Source organism: Streptomyces sp. NPDC046862 (assembly GCF_040704615.1).
Classification (GTDB): Bacteria; Actinomycetota; Actinomycetes; order Streptomycetales; family Streptomycetaceae; genus Streptomyces.
The window spans coordinates 314114-335285 of the sequence record NZ_JBEYXP010000001.1 but is presented as its reverse complement, the minus strand read 5'-3'; the positions used below and the strand labels follow the sequence as shown (position 1 = coordinate 335285).

21 protein-coding genes are annotated in these 21172 nt (G+C 71.1%); 9 read left to right on the top strand and 12 right to left on the bottom strand.

Annotated features, from left to right (window positions below):
• Positions 1-164 precede the first annotated feature (164 nt).
• Positions 165-806: a DUF6758 family protein gene (locus tag AB0959_RS01520; protein ID WP_366824174.1), complete on the bottom strand. Its 642-nt coding sequence runs from the start codon at positions 804-806 to the stop codon at positions 165-167.
• 199 nt (positions 807-1005) lie between these two features.
• Here AB0959_RS01520 and AB0959_RS01515 point away from each other — a divergent pair, with 199 nt between their 5' ends.
• Positions 1006-2259 (top strand): MFS transporter, encoded by a 1254-nt coding sequence (locus tag AB0959_RS01515; protein WP_366824173.1) that lies wholly within the window; start codon positions 1006-1008, stop codon positions 2257-2259.
• A gap of 130 nt (positions 2260-2389) precedes the next feature.
• On the opposite strand, the gene AB0959_RS01510 is transcribed toward AB0959_RS01515, so the two are convergent.
• Positions 2390-2977 (bottom strand): suppressor of fused domain protein, encoded by a 588-nt coding sequence (locus AB0959_RS01510; RefSeq protein WP_366824172.1) that lies wholly within the window; start codon positions 2975-2977, stop codon positions 2390-2392.
• Positions 2978-3581: 604 nt separating this feature from the next.
• On the opposite strand from AB0959_RS01510, the gene AB0959_RS01505 reads away from it, so the two are divergent.
• Positions 3582-4694, top strand: a complete 1113-nt coding sequence (locus AB0959_RS01505) for a magnesium and cobalt transport protein CorA (RefSeq protein WP_366824171.1) — start codon at positions 3582-3584, stop codon at positions 4692-4694.
• A 55-nt stretch (positions 4695-4749) separates the two neighbouring features.
• Positions 4750-5283, top strand: a complete 534-nt coding sequence (locus tag AB0959_RS01500) for a hypothetical protein (RefSeq protein WP_366824170.1) — start codon at positions 4750-4752, stop codon at positions 5281-5283.
• 119 nt (positions 5284-5402) lie between these two features.
• On the opposite strand, the gene AB0959_RS01495 is transcribed toward AB0959_RS01500, so the two are convergent.
• Positions 5403-6152: a hypothetical protein gene (locus AB0959_RS01495; RefSeq protein ID WP_366824169.1), complete on the bottom strand. Its 750-nt coding sequence runs from the start codon at positions 6150-6152 to the stop codon at positions 5403-5405.
• Positions 6153-6326: 174 nt separating this feature from the next.
• Between AB0959_RS01495 and AB0959_RS01490 the strand changes: the two genes are divergently transcribed.
• The 3 genes from AB0959_RS01490 to AB0959_RS01480 are packed head-to-tail and all read left to right on the top strand — an operon-like array spanning position 6327 to position 9441.
• On the top strand, positions 6327-7643 hold the full coding sequence (locus tag AB0959_RS01490; protein WP_366824168.1) for a CBS domain-containing protein: 1317 nt from the start codon (positions 6327-6329) through the stop codon (positions 7641-7643).
• Positions 7633-8265 (top strand): DUF1003 domain-containing protein, encoded by a 633-nt coding sequence (locus tag AB0959_RS01485; protein ID WP_366824167.1) that lies wholly within the window; start codon positions 7633-7635, stop codon positions 8263-8265. Before AB0959_RS01490 ends, AB0959_RS01485 begins: the two co-directional genes overlap by 11 nt.
• A gap of 42 nt (positions 8266-8307) precedes the next feature.
• On the top strand, positions 8308-9441 hold the full coding sequence (locus AB0959_RS01480) for an Mrp/NBP35 family ATP-binding protein (protein WP_366824166.1): 1134 nt from the start codon (positions 8308-8310) through the stop codon (positions 9439-9441).
• Positions 9442-9585: 144 nt separating this feature from the next.
• On the opposite strand, the gene AB0959_RS01475 is transcribed toward AB0959_RS01480, so the two are convergent.
• The 5 genes from AB0959_RS01475 to sigE form a co-directional block, all read right to left on the bottom strand.
• The gene (locus AB0959_RS01475) at positions 9586-10248 is read right to left on the bottom strand and encodes a hypothetical protein (protein ID WP_366824165.1); all 663 of its coding nucleotides are present in this window, start codon (positions 10246-10248) and stop codon (positions 9586-9588) included.
• A 365-nt stretch (positions 10249-10613) separates the two neighbouring features.
• Positions 10614-11060 carry a sec-independent translocase gene (locus tag AB0959_RS01470; protein ID WP_366824164.1) on the bottom strand — a complete coding sequence of 149 codons (447 nt, stop codon included), beginning with the start codon at positions 11058-11060 and terminating at the stop codon, positions 10614-10616.
• Between the two features lie 226 nt (positions 11061-11286).
• Positions 11287-12993 carry a trypsin-like peptidase domain-containing protein gene (locus AB0959_RS01465; protein WP_366824163.1) on the bottom strand — a complete coding sequence of 569 codons (1707 nt, stop codon included), beginning with the start codon at positions 12991-12993 and terminating at the stop codon, positions 11287-11289.
• Between the two features lie 762 nt (positions 12994-13755).
• Positions 13756-15039 (bottom strand): zf-HC2 domain-containing protein, encoded by a 1284-nt coding sequence (locus AB0959_RS01460; RefSeq protein WP_366824162.1) that lies wholly within the window; start codon positions 15037-15039, stop codon positions 13756-13758.
• Entirely contained in the window at positions 15036-15734 is a 699-nt protein-coding gene (gene sigE / locus AB0959_RS01455; protein WP_366824269.1) for an RNA polymerase sigma factor SigE, read from the bottom strand. Before sigE ends, AB0959_RS01460 begins: the two co-directional genes overlap by 4 nt.
• A gap of 223 nt (positions 15735-15957) precedes the next feature.
• Between sigE and AB0959_RS01450 the strand changes: the two genes are divergently transcribed.
• Positions 15958-16656, top strand: a complete 699-nt coding sequence (locus tag AB0959_RS01450; protein ID WP_366824268.1) for an O-methyltransferase — start codon at positions 15958-15960, stop codon at positions 16654-16656.
• A gap of 120 nt (positions 16657-16776) precedes the next feature.
• Here AB0959_RS01450 and AB0959_RS01445 read toward each other — a convergent pair whose 3' ends face one another.
• Positions 16777-16944 carry a DUF3117 domain-containing protein gene (locus tag AB0959_RS01445; RefSeq protein WP_003966491.1) on the bottom strand — a complete coding sequence of 56 codons (168 nt, stop codon included), beginning with the start codon at positions 16942-16944 and terminating at the stop codon, positions 16777-16779.
• 374 nt (positions 16945-17318) lie between these two features.
• Between AB0959_RS01445 and AB0959_RS01440 the strand changes: the two genes are divergently transcribed.
• Positions 17319-18122, top strand: a complete 804-nt coding sequence (locus tag AB0959_RS01440) for an enoyl-CoA hydratase-related protein (protein WP_366824161.1) — start codon at positions 17319-17321, stop codon at positions 18120-18122.
• Positions 18123-18248: 126 nt separating this feature from the next.
• Here the strand turns inward: AB0959_RS01440 and AB0959_RS01435 are convergent, their stop codons facing one another.
• Positions 18249-18827, bottom strand: a complete 579-nt coding sequence (locus AB0959_RS01435; RefSeq protein WP_366824160.1) for a DNA-3-methyladenine glycosylase I — start codon at positions 18825-18827, stop codon at positions 18249-18251.
• Complete coding sequence (locus AB0959_RS01430; RefSeq protein WP_366824159.1) at positions 18824-19177, bottom strand: DivIVA domain-containing protein; 354 nt, start codon at positions 19175-19177, stop codon at positions 18824-18826. The genes AB0959_RS01435 and AB0959_RS01430 overlap by 4 nt, the downstream gene beginning before the upstream one ends.
• Positions 19178-19307: 130 nt before the next feature.
• On the opposite strand from AB0959_RS01430, the gene folP reads away from it, so the two are divergent.
• Positions 19308-20168, top strand: a complete 861-nt coding sequence (gene folP / locus AB0959_RS01425; protein ID WP_366824158.1) for a dihydropteroate synthase — start codon at positions 19308-19310, stop codon at positions 20166-20168.
• 200 nt (positions 20169-20368) lie between these two features.
• On the opposite strand, the gene AB0959_RS01420 is transcribed toward folP, so the two are convergent.
• Positions 20369-21127 (bottom strand): TIGR00730 family Rossman fold protein, encoded by a 759-nt coding sequence (locus AB0959_RS01420; RefSeq protein WP_366824157.1) that lies wholly within the window; start codon positions 21125-21127, stop codon positions 20369-20371.
• Between the last annotated feature and the right edge of the window lie 45 nt (positions 21128-21172).

Below are 21172 nucleotides of genomic sequence, written 5' to 3'. Positions count from 1 at the left end.
CCCGAACCACTCCGGTCACGCCCTCAACTCCGGGCAACGACACGAACAACTCCGGGCAACGACACGAAAAGGGGCGCGGGGAACTGCGCGAGCAACCCACGACACCCCGCACCCAAAGCGACACCCCAGCCCCCACGACCCCACCCGCCCAACCCAGCAGAGCGTCACGGCTCAAGAATCCGCGGCGACAACGCCCCGCACGGCAGCAGGTCGACCTCCGCCCCCGCGTCCCGCAGATCGGTCAGCACCAGTTCGTCGTACATGAGCAACCCCGTCGTCTCGGGCCACACGACCGCCCACAGCCACAGACCGCGCGCCTCACCGGCGAAGACGGCCCGGTCGTCGGGGGTACCGGAGACGTGCCAGAGCGGGGTCGGGCGGCCGGCGGCGAGGACCTTGGCCTGGGGCGGCTTCTCGACGTTCAGGTAGGGGCCGGGGTCGGGTCCGTCGATGCCCGCGTACCGCGCGCCGAGCCCGACGCCGAGTTCCTCGGCGACGAGCACCAGTTCGCCCACACCGCCGAGCGGCCCCGGACCGGAGCAGGCGACGACGGTGGCGCGACCGCCACTGCGCTCGTCCCCGGCGAAGGCCGCACCGGTGAACAGCCAGCCGACCGGCAGTGGCCACGGCATCCACACCGGCACCTGAGCACGGTGCACGACGACACTCAGGGCCTCCACGCTGGGCGGGATCACGGGCTGCAGCGGATGCACGGTCCCGTGCACATCGCACTGCCAGGCATCGGAGAAGAGTCCGGGAGCCCTGACCCGGCCACCGCACTTCGGGCAACTGGGTTCGCCCCTCATAGGGCCCAACGGTCCTCCCCGTCCTTCCTCGCGTCAAGGACGATCACCCGTCCGGAGGGCCCGATCACGGCTCGAACGCGGCTCGATCATGGCTCGATCACAGCTCGACCATCACAAAACTAGATGTAGCTTGCATTAATTAGCCACTCTAACTTATTATGTGTATGCACCAACGATCCAGTTCTGAGGAGGAGCAGGCATGACCAGGAGTACAGGAGGCCCCAACGAGACGGACGCGTTCGACGCCGGTGCCGGCGGGCTGCTGCGGCAGCCGAAGGCGGTCTGGGCGACCGCCGGGGCGTCCGTCGTCGCCTTCATGGGCATCGGACTCGTCGACCCGATCCTGCCGTCCATCGCCAGGGGCCTCGACGCCACGGCCGGCCAGGTCTCGCTCCTCTTCACGTCGTACTTCCTGATCACCGCCGTCGCGATGCTGGTGACCGGCTTCGTCTCCAGCCGCATGGGCGGCCGGAAGACCCTGCTGCTCGGCCTCGCAGTCGTGGTGGTCTTCGCGGGCCTGTCCGGCACGTCGCAGTCGGTCGGCGAACTGGTGGGCTTCCGCGCCGGATGGGGGCTCGGCAACGCGCTGTTCGTGTCCACCGCGCTCGCGGTCATCGTCGGCGCGGCCGCCGGGGGAAGCGCCGCCGCGATCCTGTTGTACGAGTCGGCCCTGGGCCTCGGCATGGCGTGCGGGCCGCTGCTGGGCGCGCTGCTCGGGGACGCGAGCTGGAGGTACCCGTTCTTCGGCACCGCGTTCCTGATGGCGGTCGGGTTCCTGTGCATCACGGCGTTCCTGAAGGAACAGCCGAGGCCCGCGCGGAAGACGGGACTGCTCGACCCGATCAGGGCGCTCGGCCACGGTGGCCTCGCCTCGGCGGCGGTCTCGGCGTTCTTCTACAACTACACGTTCTTCACCGTGCTGGCCTTCACGCCGTTCGTGCTGGACATGAGCCCGTACCGGTCGGGCGCGGTGTTCTTCTGCTGGGGCGTGCTGCTGGCGGTCTTCTCGGTGATCGTGGCGCCGCGGCTGCAGGAGCGATTCGGTTCGCTGAAGGTACTGGGCGGTTCCCTGGTACTGCTCGCGGCGGACGTGCTGGTCCTCGGGTACGGCGACCACACCACCGCCGTCGTCTGCACGATCCTGTCGGGCGCCTTCATCGGCGTGAACAACACGGTCTACACCGAGCTGGCCCTGGGCGTCTCGGACGCGCCGCGGCCCGTGGCGAGCGCCGGATACAACTTCGTGCGGTGGTTCGCGGCCGCGGCCGCCCCGTTCTTCGCTCCGAAGATCGAGGAGTGGACCGACGTCCACGTCCCCTTCGTGGTCGCCGGCGTGACGGCGGTGGCGGGTGCCCTCGTTGTCCTCGTACGGCGCAGGGCGCTCACCGGGGAAGCGGAGGAGCACCAGCCGCAGCACGCCACGGAGGACGGTGTCGCCGTCTTCGCCAACTGACCCGCCACTGCCGGACTCAACGCACTCAACGGAATCAACTGACGGACACGACCGGGCACTTCGTCGTGGACGACTGACCGTCAGCGGTCAACTGCTCGACGTAGGAAGTGTTTTCGGCCACATGCGAGGGTCAGTCCAAGGACACCGACCGGCGGGACGGATCGCGAAGGTCCGTCCCGCCGGCGAGCCAGCGCTCCTGGAGCGCCTGAGCGCCGTGGACACGCTTCCAGGCGGCCTCGTTCGGAGTCATCGGCAGGAGCGGCAGGAAGCGCACGGGGTCGGCGGGCTCGTCCAGTTCCAGGTCCTCCACCAGGCCGCCGGACTCGGCCACGAGGACGGAGGTGAACGGGGCTCCGGGCCACAGCGGCTCCCCCACGTCGAGCGAGGCTCCCGGGGCCACGATCACGCCCTCGACCTGCGGGGACGCGGCGAGCACGGCGAGCGGGCGGAGCACCTTGTCGGTGTCGGCGCCGACGCCGCGCCGCACCGTGAGGACCAGCTCGGCGCGCGGGCCCCTGACCGGGTCGGCGAGCACCGCGTTGGGGTCGGCCATCGGCTGGGCGGACATGCCGAGCGTGGCGTAGCGGACGATGTCGTCCTCTGTGAAACGGAGCACCTCGATGCGGTCCGTACCGAGGAAGGTGAGCGCGGCGCGCGCGTCGGGTTCGCCCAGCGCAGAGCGCAAACGGGCCTCCACCAAAGGAAGAACGTCAGCCATGAGCCGAGCATAGAACTCGTCAGCAACGGGCAAAGCGGCGCCTTGACTCTGAGGGCTGCTGATATTCTTGGGCACCGGTCGAGGCAGCACGCAGAAGCGTCGCTCTCAAGTCTTGACCGGCTGAAACTCCCCTACGGGGACCGGGGACCCCGCGGGTCCCGGGATTGGATCGTCCCTTACGGGGGACCGGCCGGAGGAGGTGGGGCTGCAATGGATCGAAGTCGACCGTGCAGTATGACCCGCTCTTCCGCCCCCTGCGTTCCGTAGTTTCCGGTTCTGGCCGTCGCTACTGTCGGCCACCGCCTGCCGCACTCGCGTCACATGCGCCGTCGTGTCGCCCGTGCACAACGGAAGAGCGCTTCGTTCCACCTGATCCGACCGATCCACGGGACGTCGTCGATCCGGCTCGAAACCAAACCCGGGCCAGGTCTCGTCGTTCCATCCGATCCGTCCGATCTGTCTTGATCTGAATCAAGCGAAGCTGCCACCGCGACGGTGCGGTGCTCCCCGCTTTGTGGACGTGCCAAACCTCCGCAGTCAGGACGTCCCCATTCCGGGCAGTTCCAACCGCCGCCGGCGGCCTTTCGTTGCGAAGGAGCCAGCCATGTCGATGATCCGTGACCTGCGAGCCGCGGTCCGCCCCCGTCCCTCGCTGCGCAAGAACGGCGCGGCGTACGACACCGCGTGCGCGGCCGAGAACAACTCCGCCGTCGTGGACTGCGCCGTCTACCGCCACGGCGAACGCCTCACCGCCGACCGGAACCTGACGCCGCATGAGGCGATCCGTCAGGTGCGCCGGGACGGAGGGTTCGTGTGGATCGGTCTGCACGAGCCGACCGAGGCCGAGTTCGCGGACATCGCGGCCGAGTTCGGGCTGCACCCGCTGGCCGTGGAGGACGCGGTCCACGCGCACCAGCGGCCCAAGCTGGAGCGGTACGACGACACGCTGTTCACGGTCTTCAAGACCGTCCACTACGTGGAGCACGACGAGCTGACCTCCTCCAGCGAGGTCGTCGAGACCGGCGAGGTCATGTGCTTCACCGGACGGGACTTCTTCATCACCGTGCGGCACGGCGGGAAGGGCTCCCTGCGGGCGCTGCGGCACCGGCTGCAGGAGGACCCCGAGCTGCTCGCCAAGGGCCCGTCGGCGGTGCTGCACACCATCGCGGACCACGTCGTGGACGGGTACATCGCGGTCGCGGAGGCCATGCAGGACGACATCGACGAGGTGGAGACGGAGGTCTTCTCCCCGGGCCGCAAGGGCGGGCCGCGCGGCACCGACGCGGGCCGGATCTACCAGCTCAAGCGCGAAGTGCTGGAGTTCAAGCGCGCGGTCTCGCCCCTGGTGCGGCCGATGCAGCTGCTGAGCGAGCGCCCGATGCGGCTGATCGACCCGGACATCCAGAAGTACTTCCGGGACGTGGCCGACCACCTCACCCAGGTGCAGGAGCAGGTCCTCGGCTTCGACGAGCTGCTCAACTCGATCCTCCAGGCGAACCTGGCGCAGGCCTCGGTGGCGCAGAACGAGGACATGCGCAAGATCACGTCGTGGGCCGCGATCGTCGCCGTACCGACGATGGTGTGCGGGGTGTACGGGATGAACTTCGACTACATGCCCGAGACGCACTGGAAGTTCGGCTACCCGCTGGTGCTGACGGTCACCGTGGCCATCTGCTTCGGCATCCACCGCTCGCTGAAGCGCAACGGGTGGCTCTGAGGCGAGGCACTGCCGGGGCCCCCGCGTTGTCGGTGGCGCTCGTTAGGCTTGCCCCATGACCGTCACCGACACGCTGCTCGACCGGGCCCTGGTCGAGGAGGCCACCAAGAAGTCCGGGCTCATCTGGGTCCAGGGCACCGGCGCGCCGGCCCGCGCCCTGTGGCACGTCTGGCACGAGGGCGCGGCGTGCGTGATCGGCGACGGGCCCGGTGAGCAGCCGCTGCCGGGGCTGGTGGACGGCGGTGAGGCCGTCGTGACGGTCCGCAGCAAGGACAAGGGCGGGCGCCTCGCCACCTGGACGGCGAAGGTCGCGGAGCTGGCCCCGGGGTCCCCCGCCTGGGAGGCGGCGGTCGCCGAGCTGAAGGGCAAGCGGCTGAACGCGCACGACGGTGAGGCGATGCCGGAGCGGTGGTCCCGTGAGTGCCGGGTGCTCCGCCTGGAGCCGACGGGGGTCACGGCACCGCTGCCCGACTCCTCGCTGGCCTCGGCGCCGCTTCCGAGTCCGGCCGTCACTCGTCGGCCGATACCGGCCGGGCTTCACCGTCTGCTGTTGAAGAAGCGGCGCCGGTCCGCAGGGTCGGCCGACTGAGGTTCGTGGGTTTCCGAGGCCGGTTTTCGGGTGCGGGTTGTCGTGGGTGCTCGCGCCCACGCGGCGGAGCCGCATATCCAACACAGCCCCGCGCCCCTTGAAAGCTACGACGACAAAAGCTACGACGACGGCAGCTGTTTGCCGTAGTCCACGACCTCGTCGTCCTCGGGTTCCTTGAGGGGGAAGGACTTGCCCCAGTCGGTGAGGCGGATGGTGCCCGCGTCGCCCGCCCGGACGAGGAGCAGGGGGTACGGGGTGCCCTCCAGGGACACGTCGAGGGTGCCGCCGGAGCCCTTGTCGCCGGCGATGCGGATCGTGCGGATGCCGGACTGCTCGTAGCGGCCGTCCGTCGAGAGGTCACCGTGCAGCGTCAGCAGGCCCTCCAGCAGGACGTCCTTGTCCGTGAAGCCGCTGAAGCGCTGATACGCCGGGTCCCCTGTCGGAACCTTCACGTACATGCCGTCCAGCTTGTCCGCGGCGGCCGCGTCCGACGCGCTGCCACCGCCCTTGCCTTCCTCGTGGTCCCAGAACTCCTTGTCGGCCTTCAGGAACAGGTGCTCGCCGACCTTCAGCAGCCGGAACGTCGAGCCCTCCGACGTCACCGAACCCGTACCGCCGTTCTTCGCGAGACGCATGTCCAGCTTGTACGTGCGGCCGTTGCTCACCACCGTTCCGGACAGCCGTACGGCCTCCGCCGACTTCGCCGCTGCCGTCGTCCGGCTCTGGATCTTCGTGGCCGACAGCTTCCCCACCCCGTTCGTGCCCTCGTCGGGGTTCTCACCGCACCCGGTCAGCCCGGCCCCGGTCACCATCAGCGCGCAGATCGCGCCGACCATCGCGGCCCGTCGGGTACGGGGAATCACAGTCACAGGTGGGACACCTCTCGTACGGGGGTACTCAACGGCGTACCGCAGCGTACCGGTGCGTCGCGCGCCCCTCAGAAGCAGTCCGTCCGCACCGCTCACCAGGGCGTATCCGACCGGGACGGGCTAGCCTGAAGCCCACGTTGACGGATATTCCCGCACGAAATGGAGGCGTCGCACATGGCGGCCGGCGCGTCCCGGATCTTCGTCTCCCACCTCTCCGGCATCGCCGTCTTCGACCCCAACGGAGACCAGGTGGGACGCGTCCGCGACCTCGTCGCCATGCTCCGCGTCGGCCGCAAGCCCCCGCGGCTGCTGGGGCTGGTCGTGGAGCTGACGACCCGGCGCCGCATCTTCCTGCCCATGACCCGGGTCACCGGCATCGAGTCGGGTCAGGTCATCACCACGGGCGTGCTGAACGTCCGCCGGTTCGAGCAGCGGCCCACCGAGCGGCTGGTCCTCGGTGAGCTCCTCGACCGGCGGGTACGGCTCGTGGAGACCGAGGAGGAGGTGACGGTCCTCGACGTCTCCGTGCGCCAGCTGCCGACCCGCCGGGAGTGGGAGATCGACCGTGTCTTCGTACGCAAGGGAAAGAGCGGTGCCTTCCGGCGCAGCAGGGGGGAGACGCTGACCGTCGAGTGGTCCGCCGTGACCGGGTTCTCGCTGGAGGAGCACGGGCAGGGTGCCGAGAGCCTGCTGGCCACCTTCGAGCAGCTGAGGCCCGCCGACCTGGCCAACGTGCTGCACCACCTGTCCGCCAAACGCCGCGTCGAGGTCGCCTCCGCCCTCGACGACGACCGCCTCGCCGACGTCCTGGAGGAGCTGCCGGAGGACGACCAGATCGAGATCCTCGGCAAGCTCAAGGAGGAGCGGGCCGCGGACGTCCTGGAGGCCATGGATCCGGACGACGCCGCCGACCTGCTCTCCGAGCTCCCGGAGGAGGACAAGGAGCGGCTGCTGACACTGATGCAGCCGGACGAGGCCGCCGACGTGCGCCGGCTCATGGCGTACGAGGAGAAGACCGCCGGCGGGCTCATGACCACCGAGCCCGTCGTGCTGCGGCCCGACGCGACGGTCGCCGACGCGCTGGCCCGCGTCCGCAACCGCGACCTCTCCCCCGCGCTCGCCGCCCAGGTGTACGTGTGCCGTCCGCCGGACGAGACCCCGACCGGCAAGTACCTGGGCACCGTCCACTTCCAGCGGCTGCTGCGCGACCCGCCGTACACCCTGGTCAGCTCGCTCGTCGACGACGACCTGCAGACGCTCGGCCCCGAGGCCCCGCTGCCCGTCGTGGCCGGGTTCTTCGCTACGTACGACATGGTCGCGGCCCCCGTCGTGGACGAGAGCGGCTCGCTGCTGGGCGCGGTGACCGTGGACGACGTGCTCGACCACATGCTGCCGGAGGACTGGCGGGAGACGGAGTTCCACCTGGAGGAGGAAGCGGACGAGGAAGCTGACGAGGAAGCGGACGAGGGGGCGGGCACGCATGGCTCCTGAGCGCGAGGGACGAGAGCGCGCCCACGGCGGACGTGAGCGCGTGCCCGTCGGCGCCACGGCGGCCACCGCCCGCTCCCGTTCCCGCGTCCACCTCGACCAGCCGCGCCCGCCCCGCCGCAGGTTCCTGCCGACGTGGGACCCGGAGGCCTTCGGGAAGCTGTCCGAGCGGATCGCGCGGTTCATCGGCACCGGACGGTTCCTCGTCTGGATGACCGTCGTCATCGTCCTGTGGGTGGTGTGGAACGTCTCCGTGCCCGTCGGCCTGCGGTTCGACGAGTACCCGTTCATCTTCCTGACGCTGGTGCTGTCGCTCCAGGCCTCGTACGCCGCGCCGCTGATCCTCCTCGCGCAGAACCGCCAGGCCGACCGCGACCGGGTCAACCTCGAACAGGACCGGCAGCAGAACGAGCGGTCGATCGCGGACACGGAGTACCTGACGCGGGAGGTCGCCGCCCTGCGGATCGGCCTCGGCGAGGTCGCCACCCGCGACTGGATCCGCTCCGAACTCCAGGACCTCGTCAAGGAGCTGGACGAGCATCACGGGAACGGCCACGCGAACGGCCACCGGGACGCCGTATTCCCGGCCGAGCCCGCCCCCGGACGTGACATGGACGACCGCTGACGGGGCTCCCAGGGCCCGCTCTGGGCGCCGTACCATCGTCCTATGGCTACGGAAGACGCGGTGCGCGAGGCACTGGCGACGGTGAACGACCCCGAGATCAACCGACCCATCACCGAACTCGGGATGGTCAAGTCGGTGGACATCGGCGCGGACGGAGCGGTCGCGGTCACCGTGTACCTGACGGTCTCCGGCTGCCCGATGCGCGAGACGATCACCCAGCGCGTGACGGACGCGGTCTCCGCGGTCGAGGGCGTCACGCGCGTCGACGTCACGCTGGACGTCATGAGCGACGAGCAGCGCAAGGAGCTGGCGTCCGCGCTGCGCGGCGGCCAGGCCGAGCGCGAGGTCCCCTTCGCCAAGCCGGGCTCGCTGACCCGTGTGTACGCGGTGGCGTCCGGCAAGGGCGGCGTCGGCAAGTCCTCCGTGACCGTGAACCTGGCGGCGGCGATGGCGGCGGACGGCCTGAAGGTCGGCGTCGTGGACGCCGACATCTACGGCCACTCCGTGCCGCGCATGCTGGGCGCCGACGGCAGTCCCACCCAGGTCGAGAACATGATCATGCCGCCGTCGGCCCACGGCGTGAAGGTCATCTCGATCGGCATGTTCACCCCGGGCAACGCGCCAGTCGTCTGGCGCGGCCCGATGCTCCACCGCGCCCTCCAGCAGTTCCTGGCGGACGTGTACTGGGGCGACCTCGACGTCCTGCTCCTTGACCTGCCCCCCGGCACGGGCGACATCGCCATCTCGGTCGCCCAGCTGGTCCCGAACGCGGAGATCCTGGTCGTGACCACGCCCCAGCAGGCCGCGGCCGAGGTCGCCGAGCGGGCCGGCTCCATCGCCGTCCAGACCCACCAGAAGATCGTCGGCGTCGTCGAGAACATGTCCGGCCTGCCCTGCCCGCACTGCGGCGAGATGGTCGACGTCTTCGGCACGGGCGGCGGCCAGGTGGTGGCCGACGGACTGACCCGTACGACGGGCGCGACGGTCCCGGTCCTCGGCAACATCCCCATCGACGTCCGCCTCCGCGAGGGCGGCGACGAGGGCAAGCCGGTCGTCCTCACGGACCCCGACTCCGAGGCGGGCGCGGCCCTGCGCGCGATCGCCGGCAAGCTGGGCGGCCGCCAGCGCGGCCTGTCGGGCATGTCACTGGGGATCACACCGAGGAACAAGTTCTAGGGCGCGTACGACGTTCGGGCGCGCTCCCTGGAGGGGGGCGCGCCCCGCAAGGGGCGCGGGGAACTGCGCGACCAGCCACAACGAACCCGCACCCAACGAAGGCGCCGCACCAAAACGGCACCCCTCCCGGCTCAGCGCCGCAGGCTACGCGTACGCGGCGATGTCCTTGATCATGGCAAAGCCAAGCCCATACGCGCTCATCCCCCGTCCGTACGCACCCACATGGACGCCCTCCGGCGTGGACCCCGCGAGGACCCACCCGAACTCGGACTCCCGGTAGTGGAACGGGGTCGGCACCCCGTCCACGGGCAGGGACAGCGTCGACCAGTCCGGACCGGCCAGGTCGTCCGCGAGGACCCACGCCGTCTCGGTCTGCTGGTCCAGCCAGTCGTCCCGCAGGGTGTGGTCCATCTGGCCGGGCCAGGTGACCGTCAGTAGCCCCACACCAGCCAGCCAGGCAGCCGAGGAGACCGACGTGGCCTCCAGGACCCCCGTGCCGTCGGCGCTTCGCCGTACGGGGTTCGCGGCGACCGTGACCACGACGGCGAAGCGCTCCTTGCCGTCCTCGCCGGAGCCCTCGTGCTTTATCGAGGGTTCGTCGCCGTGCCCGATCGATCCGTGCTCAACGGCGCCGTCGGCAGCCGTACCCACCTGCATCAGCCGGCGCGGCCCTGTGAAGGCCTCGTCGAGGCCGTACCAGGGAAAGGGCGCCAGCAGGTAGCCGTCGATCGTGCGCCGGGCGGAGTGGACGGGTTGTCCGTCCTCCGCGGCCGGCGCCTGCGCGCCTACCCGACTCGTCGTCTCCATGTGCCCGGACGCCTCCTCGCTCTCGTCGGACCGGAGCGGCCCGCCCCCCTCGGGCGTCGTCGCTCACTTTCGTACGGTCCGCACAACAACTGGGCAGCATAGCCACAGCGCTCCGAACTGCAGTGAAACCGACCGGGGCGCCAAGGCGCGTTCGGCCCGGGTTCCGGCCGCACGAAGGGGCGTACACGTATGACAAGCATCACACGAGGATGCACACGGCGCCGTGGAGGGGCGCGCCTAAAAGGGGCGCGGGGCTGTGTTGAATATGCGGCTCCGCCGCGTGGGCGCGAGCAACCACAACGAACCCGCACCCGACAGAGGAGCCGCACCAGAACGGCGCCCACCCGGCCCCCGAAGCGGAGCGCCTACGTGGCGTCGGCGTCGAACGGCGGCCGCTCGTCCGGCTCAGTCTTCTCGGGCTTCTTGGTCATGTCGACGGTGCCGCCACCGCTGGACGACCCGGCGGAGGAGCCCGCGGACGTCTCGGACTCACGGCTGTGCACCGCGTCCGTGACCTCGGCCATCTCCTTCTTCAGGTCGAAGCCGTTGCGGATCTCCTTGAGACCCAGCTCGTCGTTGTCCAGCTGCTTGCGGATGAACGTCTTGGGGTTGAGGTCCTCGAACTCGAAGTCCTTGAACTCCGGGCCGAGCTCCTGCCGGATGTCCTGCTTGGCGCTCTCGGAGAACTCGCGGATCTTGCGGATGGTGCGCGTGACATCCTGGATCATCTTCGGCAGCTTCTCCGGGCCGAAGACGAGCACGGCGAGGACAACGAGCGTCACCAGCTCGAGCGGTCCTATGTCATTGAACACCTGAAGCTCCTTGCGAGTCCTCGGCCCTGTCCATCGGCCCTCGGCGGTCGTTCCGTGGTGTCTTCCGTGGTCCGGGCCGGGTCCACGGTACCCGGGGTTCCTGTCCGTCCGGTACTGCCGCGGCGCTCCGGGATTCGTGTAGAGGGCCGGTTTTCCACGAAGTTTGCCGTTCAGGGGCGCTTCGGGGCATGTGCTGTGAAGTTGCTGTCAATCGTGCCCCACACCCTCAGCCACCGGAGGAGCCGAGGGTCAGGGTGATCCGCCTGTCCCGGCCGTCGCGCTGGAGGGTGAGTTCCAGCCGGTCGCCGGGACGGTGGGCGCGGATCTTGACGATGAGCTCCTCGCCGGAGTCGATGCGCTGTCCGTCGACCTCCGTGATGACGTCGCCCGCCTTGATGCCGGCCTTGTCCCCGGGGCCTCCGGCCTTGACCGGGGAGCCGCCGCCGTTGCTCTCGGTGCCGACCCGGGCGCCGTCGCCGGCGTAGTCCATGTCGAGCGTCACGCCGATGACGGGGTGGGTCGCCCTGCCCGTGTTGATCAGCTCCTCGGCGACGCGCTTGCCCTGGTTGATGGGGATGGCGAAGCCGAGTCCTATGGAACCGGCCTGTCCGCCCTCCAGGTCGGAGCCGTTGTCGGCGGAGCGGATGGCGCTGTTGATGCCGATCACGCGGGCGCTCGCGTCGACGAGGGGGCCACCGGAGTTGCCCGGGTTGATCGGCGCGTCGGTCTGCAGCGCGTCCACGTAACTGACGTCGCTCCCGTCGCCTTCCTGCCCGCCCGCGGTGATGGGCCGCTCCTTGGCGCTGATGATGCCCGAGGTGACGGTGTTGGCCAGGTCGAACGGGGCTCCGATGGCGACGACGGGGTCGCCGACCTGGACGTCGTCGGAGTTGCCGAGGGGCAGCGGCTTGAGCCCGCTGACGCCGGAGACCTTGACCACGGCGAGGTCGTAGCCGCTGTCCTTGCCGACGATCGTGGCCTTGGCGGTCTCGCCTCCGCTGAAGGTCACGGAGATCTCGCCGCCGTCGCCGGCCGGTTCGACGACGTGGTTGTTGGTGAGGATGTGTCCTCGCCTGTCGAGCACGAAGCCGGTGCCGGTGCCCTGCGCGTCCGCACCGCTGACGTGCAGGGTGACCACGCCGGGCAGCGCGCTGGCGGCGATCCCGGCGACGCTGTCGGGCGCGCGGCCCTTGGCGCTGTCCGCGGTCTGGGGCAGCTCGACGTCCCCGATCCCGCCGGTGCGCTCCAAATAGGCGCCGACGGCTCCGCCGATCCCGCCGGACGCGAGCGCGAGGAGCACGGCGCCGAGGACGAGCGACTTCCGCGTCCGCCTGCGCCGCTGGTCCTCGCTCGGCACCGCGGCCCCGTTCTGCTGCAGTGGCCCCGGGGCTACCGCCCAGGGGTCGTAGTTCTGCCAGGGGTCGTGGGGCGGGGGGTCGTGGGGCGGGGGTGCGGCGGGGGTGACGGGCGGCTGCGGGGCGCCGCCGGGGTAGGTGACGTCCTGGGCGGGGCCCTGGGCGTTCGGGTGGGGGTGGCCTGCGTCCGGGCTCTGTGCCGTGTCCGTAGGCGGGACGGCCGGCCCCTGGCCCCGCGCCGGTGCGGGCATGCCGTTCGCGAAGGGGGCGCCGTGCGCGAACGAGGTGCCTCCCTGCTCATGGCGGTCCCCTGGCGCGTATGGCTCGTACGGAGCCGAGAGCTCGGCGGAGGCGGACGGGGCCGCAGGCGCGACAGCCGTACCGTGCGCGGGAGTCCCCGGGCGCTGAACCGGCGGCGCGGGCGCCCAGGGGCCCGGCTCACCGTAGGGCGGGGTGCTGTAGGGGTCGGGGTCGTGCAGCGGCTCGGGCCGCTCGGCAGGGACACCGGCGCGACCGTCCTCGCGGGCGCTCACCTCGCCATAGGCGCTGGCCGGGCTGCCGCCCTGGGGCGCAGACACAGGCCCAGACGCAAGTTCACGCGCAGGCCCAGATGCAGGCGCAGACGCAGGCTCGGGCTCAGGCCCAGACGCAGACGCAGACGCAGACGCAGACGCAGAGGTAACGGCAGCGGCCGGCCGTGCGAGTTCGAAGTCTCCCCCGGCGCCCGCTTCTGCCCGCAGCGCGGCAGGGCTCTCGGCCTGCGCTGCCCCGGCCTCGGGCCGGGCCAGTTCGAAGTCGCCGTCGGCGGCCGCACCGGCGTCGGGCGCCGCCTCGTCCGGGCGCCTCAACTCGAAGTCGCCACCACCGTCGCCACCACCGGCTCCCCCGGCCCCGGCACCAGCCGCTCCCGCCCTCGCCGTCACAGCCGCACTCGCCCCCGCCGAACCGGCCACGCCGTCCTGAACGACCGCCGGGCCCTCCGCCTCGCCCTGATCGCCCGGGGAGCCCGCTGTCGGGCCCTCGGCGTCCTTGAGGCCCGGTATCGGAGTCGTCGCGGCGGGCCCCTCCCGAACGTCCTCCCGCCCCGACGAGACCCGCCCCGTGCCCATGTGATCCGGCGTCGGGCCGGGCTCCGTGCCTTCCGTGCCCTGGGCTCGGGGGCGGCTCCACCACTTCGCCTTCGTGGGTTTCCCCTCGTTCATGCTCTCCCCACACCTGGCCCGCGGCACGACTCGCCGGCGGTCATCGCAGATCGTCGACTCCGCGTCCGGGGTCACCCCGGCGGACGCGGCCCACCATGGATTCAACCAGGTTCGCGGGCCGCGGCGCAGTGGACGGGGTCAGGGGGCCGCAGGAGGGGTGGGTGTGGAGGACGTGGTCGCGGCGGGGGCGGACAGCAGGCCCGGAGCGACGAGCTCCGGTGTGGTCGGCCACTCGGCCGACAGCACGTGCGAGGCCGCCGAGAGGGGCCGTATGAGCGGGGACATCGCGGCCGCGCCCGCCAGCACGGGAGTGGTCAGCGGATGCGCGGCCTGCTGGCTCTGGCCGGCCGGAGCGGAGACTCCGGGCAGCAGGGGTGCGGACACCTCGGTGGGCGCCACGGGGGTCTCGCCCATGGCCCCGTGTCCCTGTCCGATCAGCGGTGCGACGGATCCGCGGCGGCGCTGTGACTCGGGGACGGTGGAGACGCCCGAACCCGGCGCCCGCATCGGCGTCACATTGCTTCCCGAGCCCGAACCGCCCCGGGCCTCCGTGGTGTCCCCCGGCACGCCGGTGGACATCCCGCCGAGCGCGATGGCGGCCAGCGACACCGCCCCGGCCGCCACGAAGGCGAACCGCAGACCTCGCGAGGCCTGCCGCTCGGCGTCGTGACGCCCGACGTGGTGGATACGGAAGCCACGGTCACCGGTGATGCCGTGGTCGCCGGTGATGCCGTGGTCGCCGGTGATGCCGCTGCCGTCGACGGGGCCCACGGCCTGGGCGCCCTCGGCGGGTCCGCTCCCTTCGGCCCCGGCGAACTCACGGCCTTCCTCCGGCCCCGGGCCCCGGTCGCCGAGGAAACCCCGCCCGATGGAGGGGCTCCGGTCGCCGAAGAACCCGCGCCCGCTGCCGGGCAGCCCGCGGTCGCCGAAGAAGCCACGTCCCCCGGCGAACCCCCGGCCACCGAACAGGCCGCGCTCCTCCGACGGCGACAGCACACCGGAGTGCGGCCCCGACGGGACGTATCCGAAGGGCTCGCCTCTCACTCCGAAGATTCCGGGACCCGCGGCCGTCCTGGGGTCACCAGGGATCCCCGGTCCCGCGCCCGGACCCGGAAGTCTTCCTCCGAAGCCTCCCCCGCCCAGCGGCGAGCCGCCACCGTCGAGGTCACCTCCCCCGGGAAGGCCCTGGAGCCGGGCCAGGAAGCTCTCGGAGGGCGACGGAGGTGCCGCTTCCGCGAACACGCTCTTCAGGCGGCGCTGGGCGTCCGCCTCCGCCTTGCACTTCGCGCACGTGGCAAGGTGGGCCAGGACGCGCTCACGCGAGTCATGACCGAGCTCTCCGTCCACCAGGGCGGAGAGTCGGTCCCCTAGATGCTGGTCGGCGACACGCCGCTCGCCGGGATTCGGCCGTGTTCCACTCACGCGGTCGCGCCCCCTCCTCCCAGCGCCGGCACTCCGACGGCGAAGGTGCGGCGCTCGGCGCGGGCCTCCGGCGAACGGTGCGCGAGGGCCTTGCGCAGCTGGGAACGGCCGCGGTGGATCCGGGAGCGGACCGTGCCGAGCTTGACGCCGAGGGTCGCGGCGATCTCCTCGTACGACAGTCCTTCGATGTCGCACAGCACCACGGCGGCGCGGAACTCGGGTGCGAGGGTGTCGAGGGCCTGCTGGACGTCCGCGTCGAAGTGCGAGTCGTTGAAGACCTGCTGCGGGGAGGGCTCACGGCTGGGCAGCCGCTCGGCCGCGTCCTCGCCGAGCGCGTCGAAGCGGATGCGCTGCTTGCGGCGCACCATGTCCAGGAAGAGATTCGTGGTGATGCGGTGCAGCCAGCCCTCGAAGGTGCCCGGCGTGTAGGTGGACAGGGAACGGAAGACGCGGACGAAGACCTCCTGGGTGAGATCCTCCGCATCGTGCTGGTTACCGGTCAGGCGGTATGCCAGTCGGTAGACCCGGCCGCTGTGCGTGCTGACGATCTCCTCCCAGGTGGGCGGAGTCCACGCCTGCCCGTCCGCGTCGGTGGAGAAGGTCGCGGTCTGGGCGAAGTCAGCGGCGTGGCTGTGGTCAGCGGTGTCGTTCACGGATTTCGGCCTGCCCGCCGACCCGAGAAGGCGCCGCAGCACTCCTCTCCGATCCACAGGCGCAGCCGCACCTCCCCTGTCGGCTCTGGTGGTGTCCAGTGGAGCCCCTACCATAGCCACCTCGCCCGTTAGCTCCGGATAAGCGGTTTTACGAAATTTTGATACTCGCTGCCTCGGCTGATGGGCCTGTGTCAGCACTTGCTCGGTGTCCTGATCCATCCGATGCCCCCCGCCGTCTCTACCACCCCTTTAAACGACCGGTCCCATCTGCGGGTTCCCGGCACCAACGGATACAGTCACGCCGAGGCAACCACGGGGACAGGAGAGGGTCATTACCGGCAACCGGCAGACGAGCTGGGCGTTCGCCGACGCCTTTGTCGCCGAGGACGAAGCTCTGCTCTGGGCCCGCGACCGGGCCCGCGAGGCGGGGCTGCGCTCGGTGTCGCCCGGCACGGGCGCCGCGCTGCGGTTGCTCGCCGCCACCGTGGACGCGAAGGCGGTGGCGGAGATCGGGACCGGGACCGGCGTCTCCGGGATCCATCTGCTGCGCGGTATGCGGCCGGACGGGGTACTGACCACCGTGGATCCCGAGCCGGAGCACCAGCAGTTCGCCCGGCAGGCCTTCCGCGCGTGCGGCTTCGCCAGCAACCGCGCCCGTTTCATCCCGGGCCGCGCCCTGGACGTCCTGCCACGGCTCGCGGACGCCGGCTACGACCTCGTCTTCTGTGACGGTGACCGGCTGGAGTCCCTGGAGTACCTCGCTGAATCGTTGCGGCTGCTCCGCCCGGGAGGCCTGGTGGTCTTCGAGGGCGTCTTCACCAACGGCCGGACCGTCGACTCGGGCCCGCAGCCCACGGAGGTCATACGGGTACGCGAGCTGCTGCGCACGGTCCGCGAGAGCCAGGACCTGATTCCGTCGCTGCTGCCGGTGGGTGACGGGCTGCTGTGCGCCGTCAAACGGTGACGCCCGGCGGCCGTGGATACGGGCCTGACCTGCCCTGACGGTGATCCCCCCGACAAACAACCGCCCCGGCACCACACGTTCGGTGCCGGGGCGGTTGAAAGGGTATGGTCGCTTTCCGCGTCAGCCGACGACCTTCTTGAGGGCGTCGCCGAGGGCATCGGCCTCGTCAGGGGTCAGCTCGACGACGAGCCGACCGCCGCCTTCGAGCGGAACGCGCATGACGATGCCCCGCCCCTCCTTGGTCACCTCGAGCGGGCCATCGCCCGTCCGCGGCTTCATGGCCGCCATGCTCGTTCCCCTTCCTGAAACCAGCTCACGTCAGCCGACGGCCCCCTTGTCAGGGCACGCGCGTTCTTTCCTCGGACACGCGACACCGGCATCGAACACATTGCTTCCAGGCCATTATCCCGCATCTCAGGACCCGATGACCAACATCAGTCGGCATCGCTTGGGCAACGCGCGCGAGCAAAACCACTCAATTCGGCGATGTGGCTGCGATACTGCGCGGCCTCACGGAGTTCCGCCGGAGTTCCGCCGACCGGAATTCTTTGACGCAGGTCACACGTCCGGCCCGCGCCACCGCCGGTGATCTCCGCCATGCTGTGCGATGACCGCGACGTACCGACCGGTACGCCGGAGCCGCCACACGGAGGGGAACCAACATGGCCGACACCGTGCTCTACGAAGTGAGCGACGGACTGGCGACGATCACGCTGAACCGCCCGGAGGCGATGAACGCGCTGAACGTCGAGACCAAGGTCGCCCTTCGGGAGGCGGCACGGTCCGCCGCCGACGACGACGCCGTACGGGCCGTGCTGCTCACGGCCGCCGGGGACCGTGCCTTCTGCGTGGGACAGGACCTCAAGGAGCACATCGGACTGCTCGTGAGCGACCGCGAGACCGGCTCCGGCCACACCATGAGCACCGTCCGCGAGCACTACAACCCCATCGTGCGGGCGCTGGCCGGGATGGCCAAGCCCGTGGTGGCGGGGGTCAACGGGGTCGCCGCCGGGGCGGGCTTCGGCTTCGCGCTGGCCGCGGACTACCGGGTCGTGGCGGACACGGCGTCCTTCAACACGTCGTTCGCGGGGGTCGCGCTGACCGCCGACTCCGGCGTCTCGTGGACCCTGCCGCGGGTCGTCGGCCCCGGGCGCGCCACCGACCTGCTGCTCTTCCCCCGCAGCGTCAAGGCCCAGGAGGCGTACGAGCTGGGCATCGCGGGCCGGGTCGTCCCGGCGTCCGAGCTGCGGGCCGAGGCGGAGAAGGTGGCCCGGGCGCTGGCGGAGGGACCGACCCTGGCGTACGCGGCACTGAAGGAGGCCGTCGCCTACGGGCTGTCCCATTCGCTGGAGGAGACGCTGGAGAAGGAGGACGAGCTCCAGACGCGGGCGGGCTCGTCGGAGGACCACGGGATCGCGGTGCAGGCGTTCGTCAACAAGGAGAAGCCGAAGTACCTGGGTCGGTAAGGGCCGCCGGTCATGGGGGCGGGGCGGCGGGGGCGCGCCGCTACCGTCGCTCCCCCTCCGGCCGGCTCAGCGACATCCGACTCAGCGACATCCGACTCAGCGGCAGCCGGCTCAGCGGCGGCCGGCTCAGCGGTGTCTTGCCGTGCAGTCCGACAGGTGGTCGTCGACCAGGCCGCATGCCTGCATCAGCGCGTACGCCGTGGTGGGGCCCACGAAGCGCAGGCCGCGCTGTTTGAGGGACTTCGACAGGGCCGTCGACTCGGCCGTGACGGCGGGGACGTCGGTCAGGGTCTTCGGGGCGGGGCGGGTGGCCTGGTCGGGGGCGTGGGACCAGATCAGCTCGTCCAGCTCGCCCGGGGACCACTCCGCCAGCGCACGCGCGTTCGCGAGGGTCGCGTCGATCTTGGCGCGGTTGCGGATGATGCCCGGGTCGGCGAGGAGGCGGGCGCGGTCGTCGTCGGTGAAGGAGGCCACCGAGGCGATCTTGAAGTCGGCGAAGGCGGCCCGGAAGCCGGGACGGCGTCGGAGGATGGTGATCCACGAGAGCCCGGACTGGAAGGCTTCCAGGGAGATCCGCTCGAACAGCGCGTCGTCGCCGTGGACCGGGCGGCCCCACTCCTCGTCGTGGTACGCCACGTAGTCCTCGGTCGACAGGGCCCACGGGCAGCGCAGTCTGCCGTCCGGGCCCGCCACGGCGCCGCTCACTGGTGCTCCCCCTGCTCCGGCTTGTGCAGCGAGGTCGGGGGTGTGGCCGCGCGGGCGCCGGCGAGGGCGGCCTCCAGGTCGGCGATCCGGGCGTCCCGCTCGGAGAGCTCGGCGCCGAGGCGGCCGAGGGCGTCGTCCACGTCCGACATGCGGTAACCGCGCACGGCGACGGGGAAGCGGAGCGTCTCCACGTCCGCGCGGTTCACCGGTCGGTCCTGGGGCAGGGGGTCCTGGAACCGCTCGGGCGCGGCCTCGGACAGCACGCCGCTCTCGCCGCCTCCCACCACGGCGAGCGTCACCGCGGCGACCACGACGGCCAGCGCGACGACCAGGAACAAGAACATGAACATCGCTGGGCTACCCCTTACTGTCGTGCTGCGCCTCCGGCGCGCCCCTACGGCTCCGATCGTGCCATGCGAGTCTGACAGTTAGGGTCGCAGGCGGCTAAGCAGCGGGAAGTACTGGGAGAGGTCACAGGGGATGCTCAGGCTGGGCAGGCGTGAATTCGGCACGCACGAGCCGGTGATCATGGCGATCGTGAACCGGACCCCCGACTCCTTCTACGACCAGGGGGCCACCTTCCGGGACGAGCCCGCGCTCGCGCGCGTGGAGCAGGCCGTGGCCGAGGGCGCGGCGATCATCGACATCGGCGGGGTCAAGGCGGGGCCCGGCGAGGAGGTGACGGCCGAGGAGGAGGCGCGGCGGACCGTGGGCTTCGTCGCGGAGGTCCGGCGGCACTTCCCCGATGTCGTCATCAGCGTCGACACCTGGCGGCACGAGGTGGGTGAGGCGGTCTGCGAGGCGGGGGCGGATCTGCTCAACGACGCGTGGGGCGGGGTGGACCCCCGGCTGGCAGAGGTCGCGGCGCGGTACGGGGTGGGGCTGGTGTGTACGCACGCGGGGGGCGCCGAGCCGCGTACACGTCCCCATCGCGTCACGTACGACGACGTCATGGCCGACATCCTGCGGGTGACCGTGGGGCTGGCCGAGCGTGCGGTGGCCCTCGGGGTACCGCGGGAAGGGGTGCTCATCGATCCCGGGCACGACTTCGGCAAGAACACGCGGCACAGCCTGGAGGCGACGCGGCGGCTGGGGGAGATGGTCGACACGGGGTGGCCCGTGCTCGTGTCGCTGTCCAACAAGGACTTCGTGGGGGAGACGTTGGACAAGCCGGTGAAGGAGCGGGTGGTGGGGACGCTGGCGACCACGGCGGTGTCGGCGTGGCTCGGGGCGCAGGTGTATCGGGTGCACGAGGTCGCGGAGACGCGTCAGGTGCTGGACATGGTGGCGTCGATCGCCGGGCACCGGCCGCCCGCGGTGGCCCGGCGGGGGCTGGCGTAGCCCTCCGGGGCCGGCCAGGTCTTCTCCTCGCCCCCGCCGCCCCTACCCGTCCCATCCCTGGGGGCTGCGCCCCCAGACCCCCGCTGTCGGACTGACGGCCTCGTCCTCAAACGCCGGACGGGCTGAATACTCAGCCCCTCCGGCGTTTGAGGCGTTTGAGGAGCGGGGTCCGGGGCGAAGCCCCGCGCGCCCCGGTCCCCCTACCGGCCCGCCTCCTTCGACACCAGGGCCACCGCCTCGTCCACGTCGTCCGTCAGGTGGAACAGGAGCAGGTCCTTCTCCGAGGCCTTGCCCTGGGCCACGAGGGTGTTGCGGAGCCAGTCGACGAGGCCGCCCCAGTACTCGGTGCCGAAGAGGACGATGGGGAAGCGGGTGACCTTCTGGGTCTGGACGAGGGTCAGGGCCTCGAAGAGTTCGTCGAGGGTGCCGAGACCGCCCGGCAGGACCACGAAGCCCTGCGCGTACTTGACGAACATCATCTTCCGCACGAAGAAGTAGCGGAAGTTCAGGCCGATGTCGACGTAGGGGTTGAGGCCCTGTTCGAAGGGGAGCTCGATACCGAGGCCGACCGAGATGCCCTTCGCCTCGACGGCACCCTTGTTGGCCGCCTCCATGGCACCCGGGCCGCCCCCGGTGATGACGGCGAAACCCGCGTCCACCAGTCCCCGGCCGAGGGCCACTCCCGCCTCGTACTCGGGAGTGTCCACCGAAGTCCGCGCCGAGCCGAACACGCTGATCGCGGGCGGGAGTTCGGCCAGGGTGCCGAAGCCCTCGATGAACTCCGACTGGATGCGCAGGACCCGCCAGGGGTCGGTGTGGACCCAGTCGGAGGGACCGCCCGCGTCCAGCAGCCGCTGGTCCGTCGTGCTCGCCTGCACCTGACCGCGTCTGCGCAGTACGGGACCCAACCGCTGCTCCTCAGGTGGCTGCTTCTTGCCCTCCGGGTCACCGGTAGCCATGTGCGCTCCCTCCGCCGTGCCGGGTCGTTCCACCTCAGCGTAGAT

Excerpts from the sequence above, each read along its gene's own strand:
- AB0959_RS01520 (WP_366824174.1), bottom strand. The coding sequence starts at position 806 with ATGAGGGGCGAACCCAGTTGCCCGAAGTGCGGTGGCCGGGTCAGGGCT.
- AB0959_RS01515 (WP_366824173.1), top strand. The coding sequence starts at position 1,006 with ATGACCAGGAGTACAGGAGGCCCCAACGAGACGGACGCGTTCGACGCC.
- AB0959_RS01510 (WP_366824172.1), bottom strand. The coding sequence starts at position 2,977 with ATGGCTGACGTTCTTCCTTTGGTGGAGGCCCGTTTGCGCTCTGCGCTG.
- AB0959_RS01505 (WP_366824171.1), top strand. The coding sequence starts at position 3,582 with ATGTCGATGATCCGTGACCTGCGAGCCGCGGTCCGCCCCCGTCCCTCG.
- AB0959_RS01500 (WP_366824170.1), top strand. The coding sequence starts at position 4,750 with ATGACCGTCACCGACACGCTGCTCGACCGGGCCCTGGTCGAGGAGGCC.
- AB0959_RS01490 (WP_366824168.1), top strand. The coding sequence starts at position 6,327 with ATGGCGGCCGGCGCGTCCCGGATCTTCGTCTCCCACCTCTCCGGCATC.
- AB0959_RS01485 (WP_366824167.1), top strand. The coding sequence starts at position 7,633 with ATGGCTCCTGAGCGCGAGGGACGAGAGCGCGCCCACGGCGGACGTGAG.
- AB0959_RS01480 (WP_366824166.1), top strand. The coding sequence starts at position 8,308 with ATGGCTACGGAAGACGCGGTGCGCGAGGCACTGGCGACGGTGAACGAC.
- AB0959_RS01475 (WP_366824165.1), bottom strand. The coding sequence starts at position 10,248 with ATGGAGACGACGAGTCGGGTAGGCGCGCAGGCGCCGGCCGCGGAGGAC.
- AB0959_RS01445 (WP_003966491.1), bottom strand. The coding sequence starts at position 16,944 with ATGGCGGCCATGAAGCCGCGGACGGGCGATGGCCCGCTCGAGGTGACC.
- AB0959_RS01440 (WP_366824161.1), top strand. The coding sequence starts at position 17,319 with ATGGCCGACACCGTGCTCTACGAAGTGAGCGACGGACTGGCGACGATC.
- AB0959_RS01430 (WP_366824159.1), bottom strand. The coding sequence starts at position 19,177 with ATGTTCATGTTCTTGTTCCTGGTCGTCGCGCTGGCCGTCGTGGTCGCC.
- folP (WP_366824158.1), top strand. The coding sequence starts at position 19,308 with ATGCTCAGGCTGGGCAGGCGTGAATTCGGCACGCACGAGCCGGTGATC.
- AB0959_RS01420 (WP_366824157.1), bottom strand. The coding sequence starts at position 21,127 with ATGGCTACCGGTGACCCGGAGGGCAAGAAGCAGCCACCTGAGGAGCAG.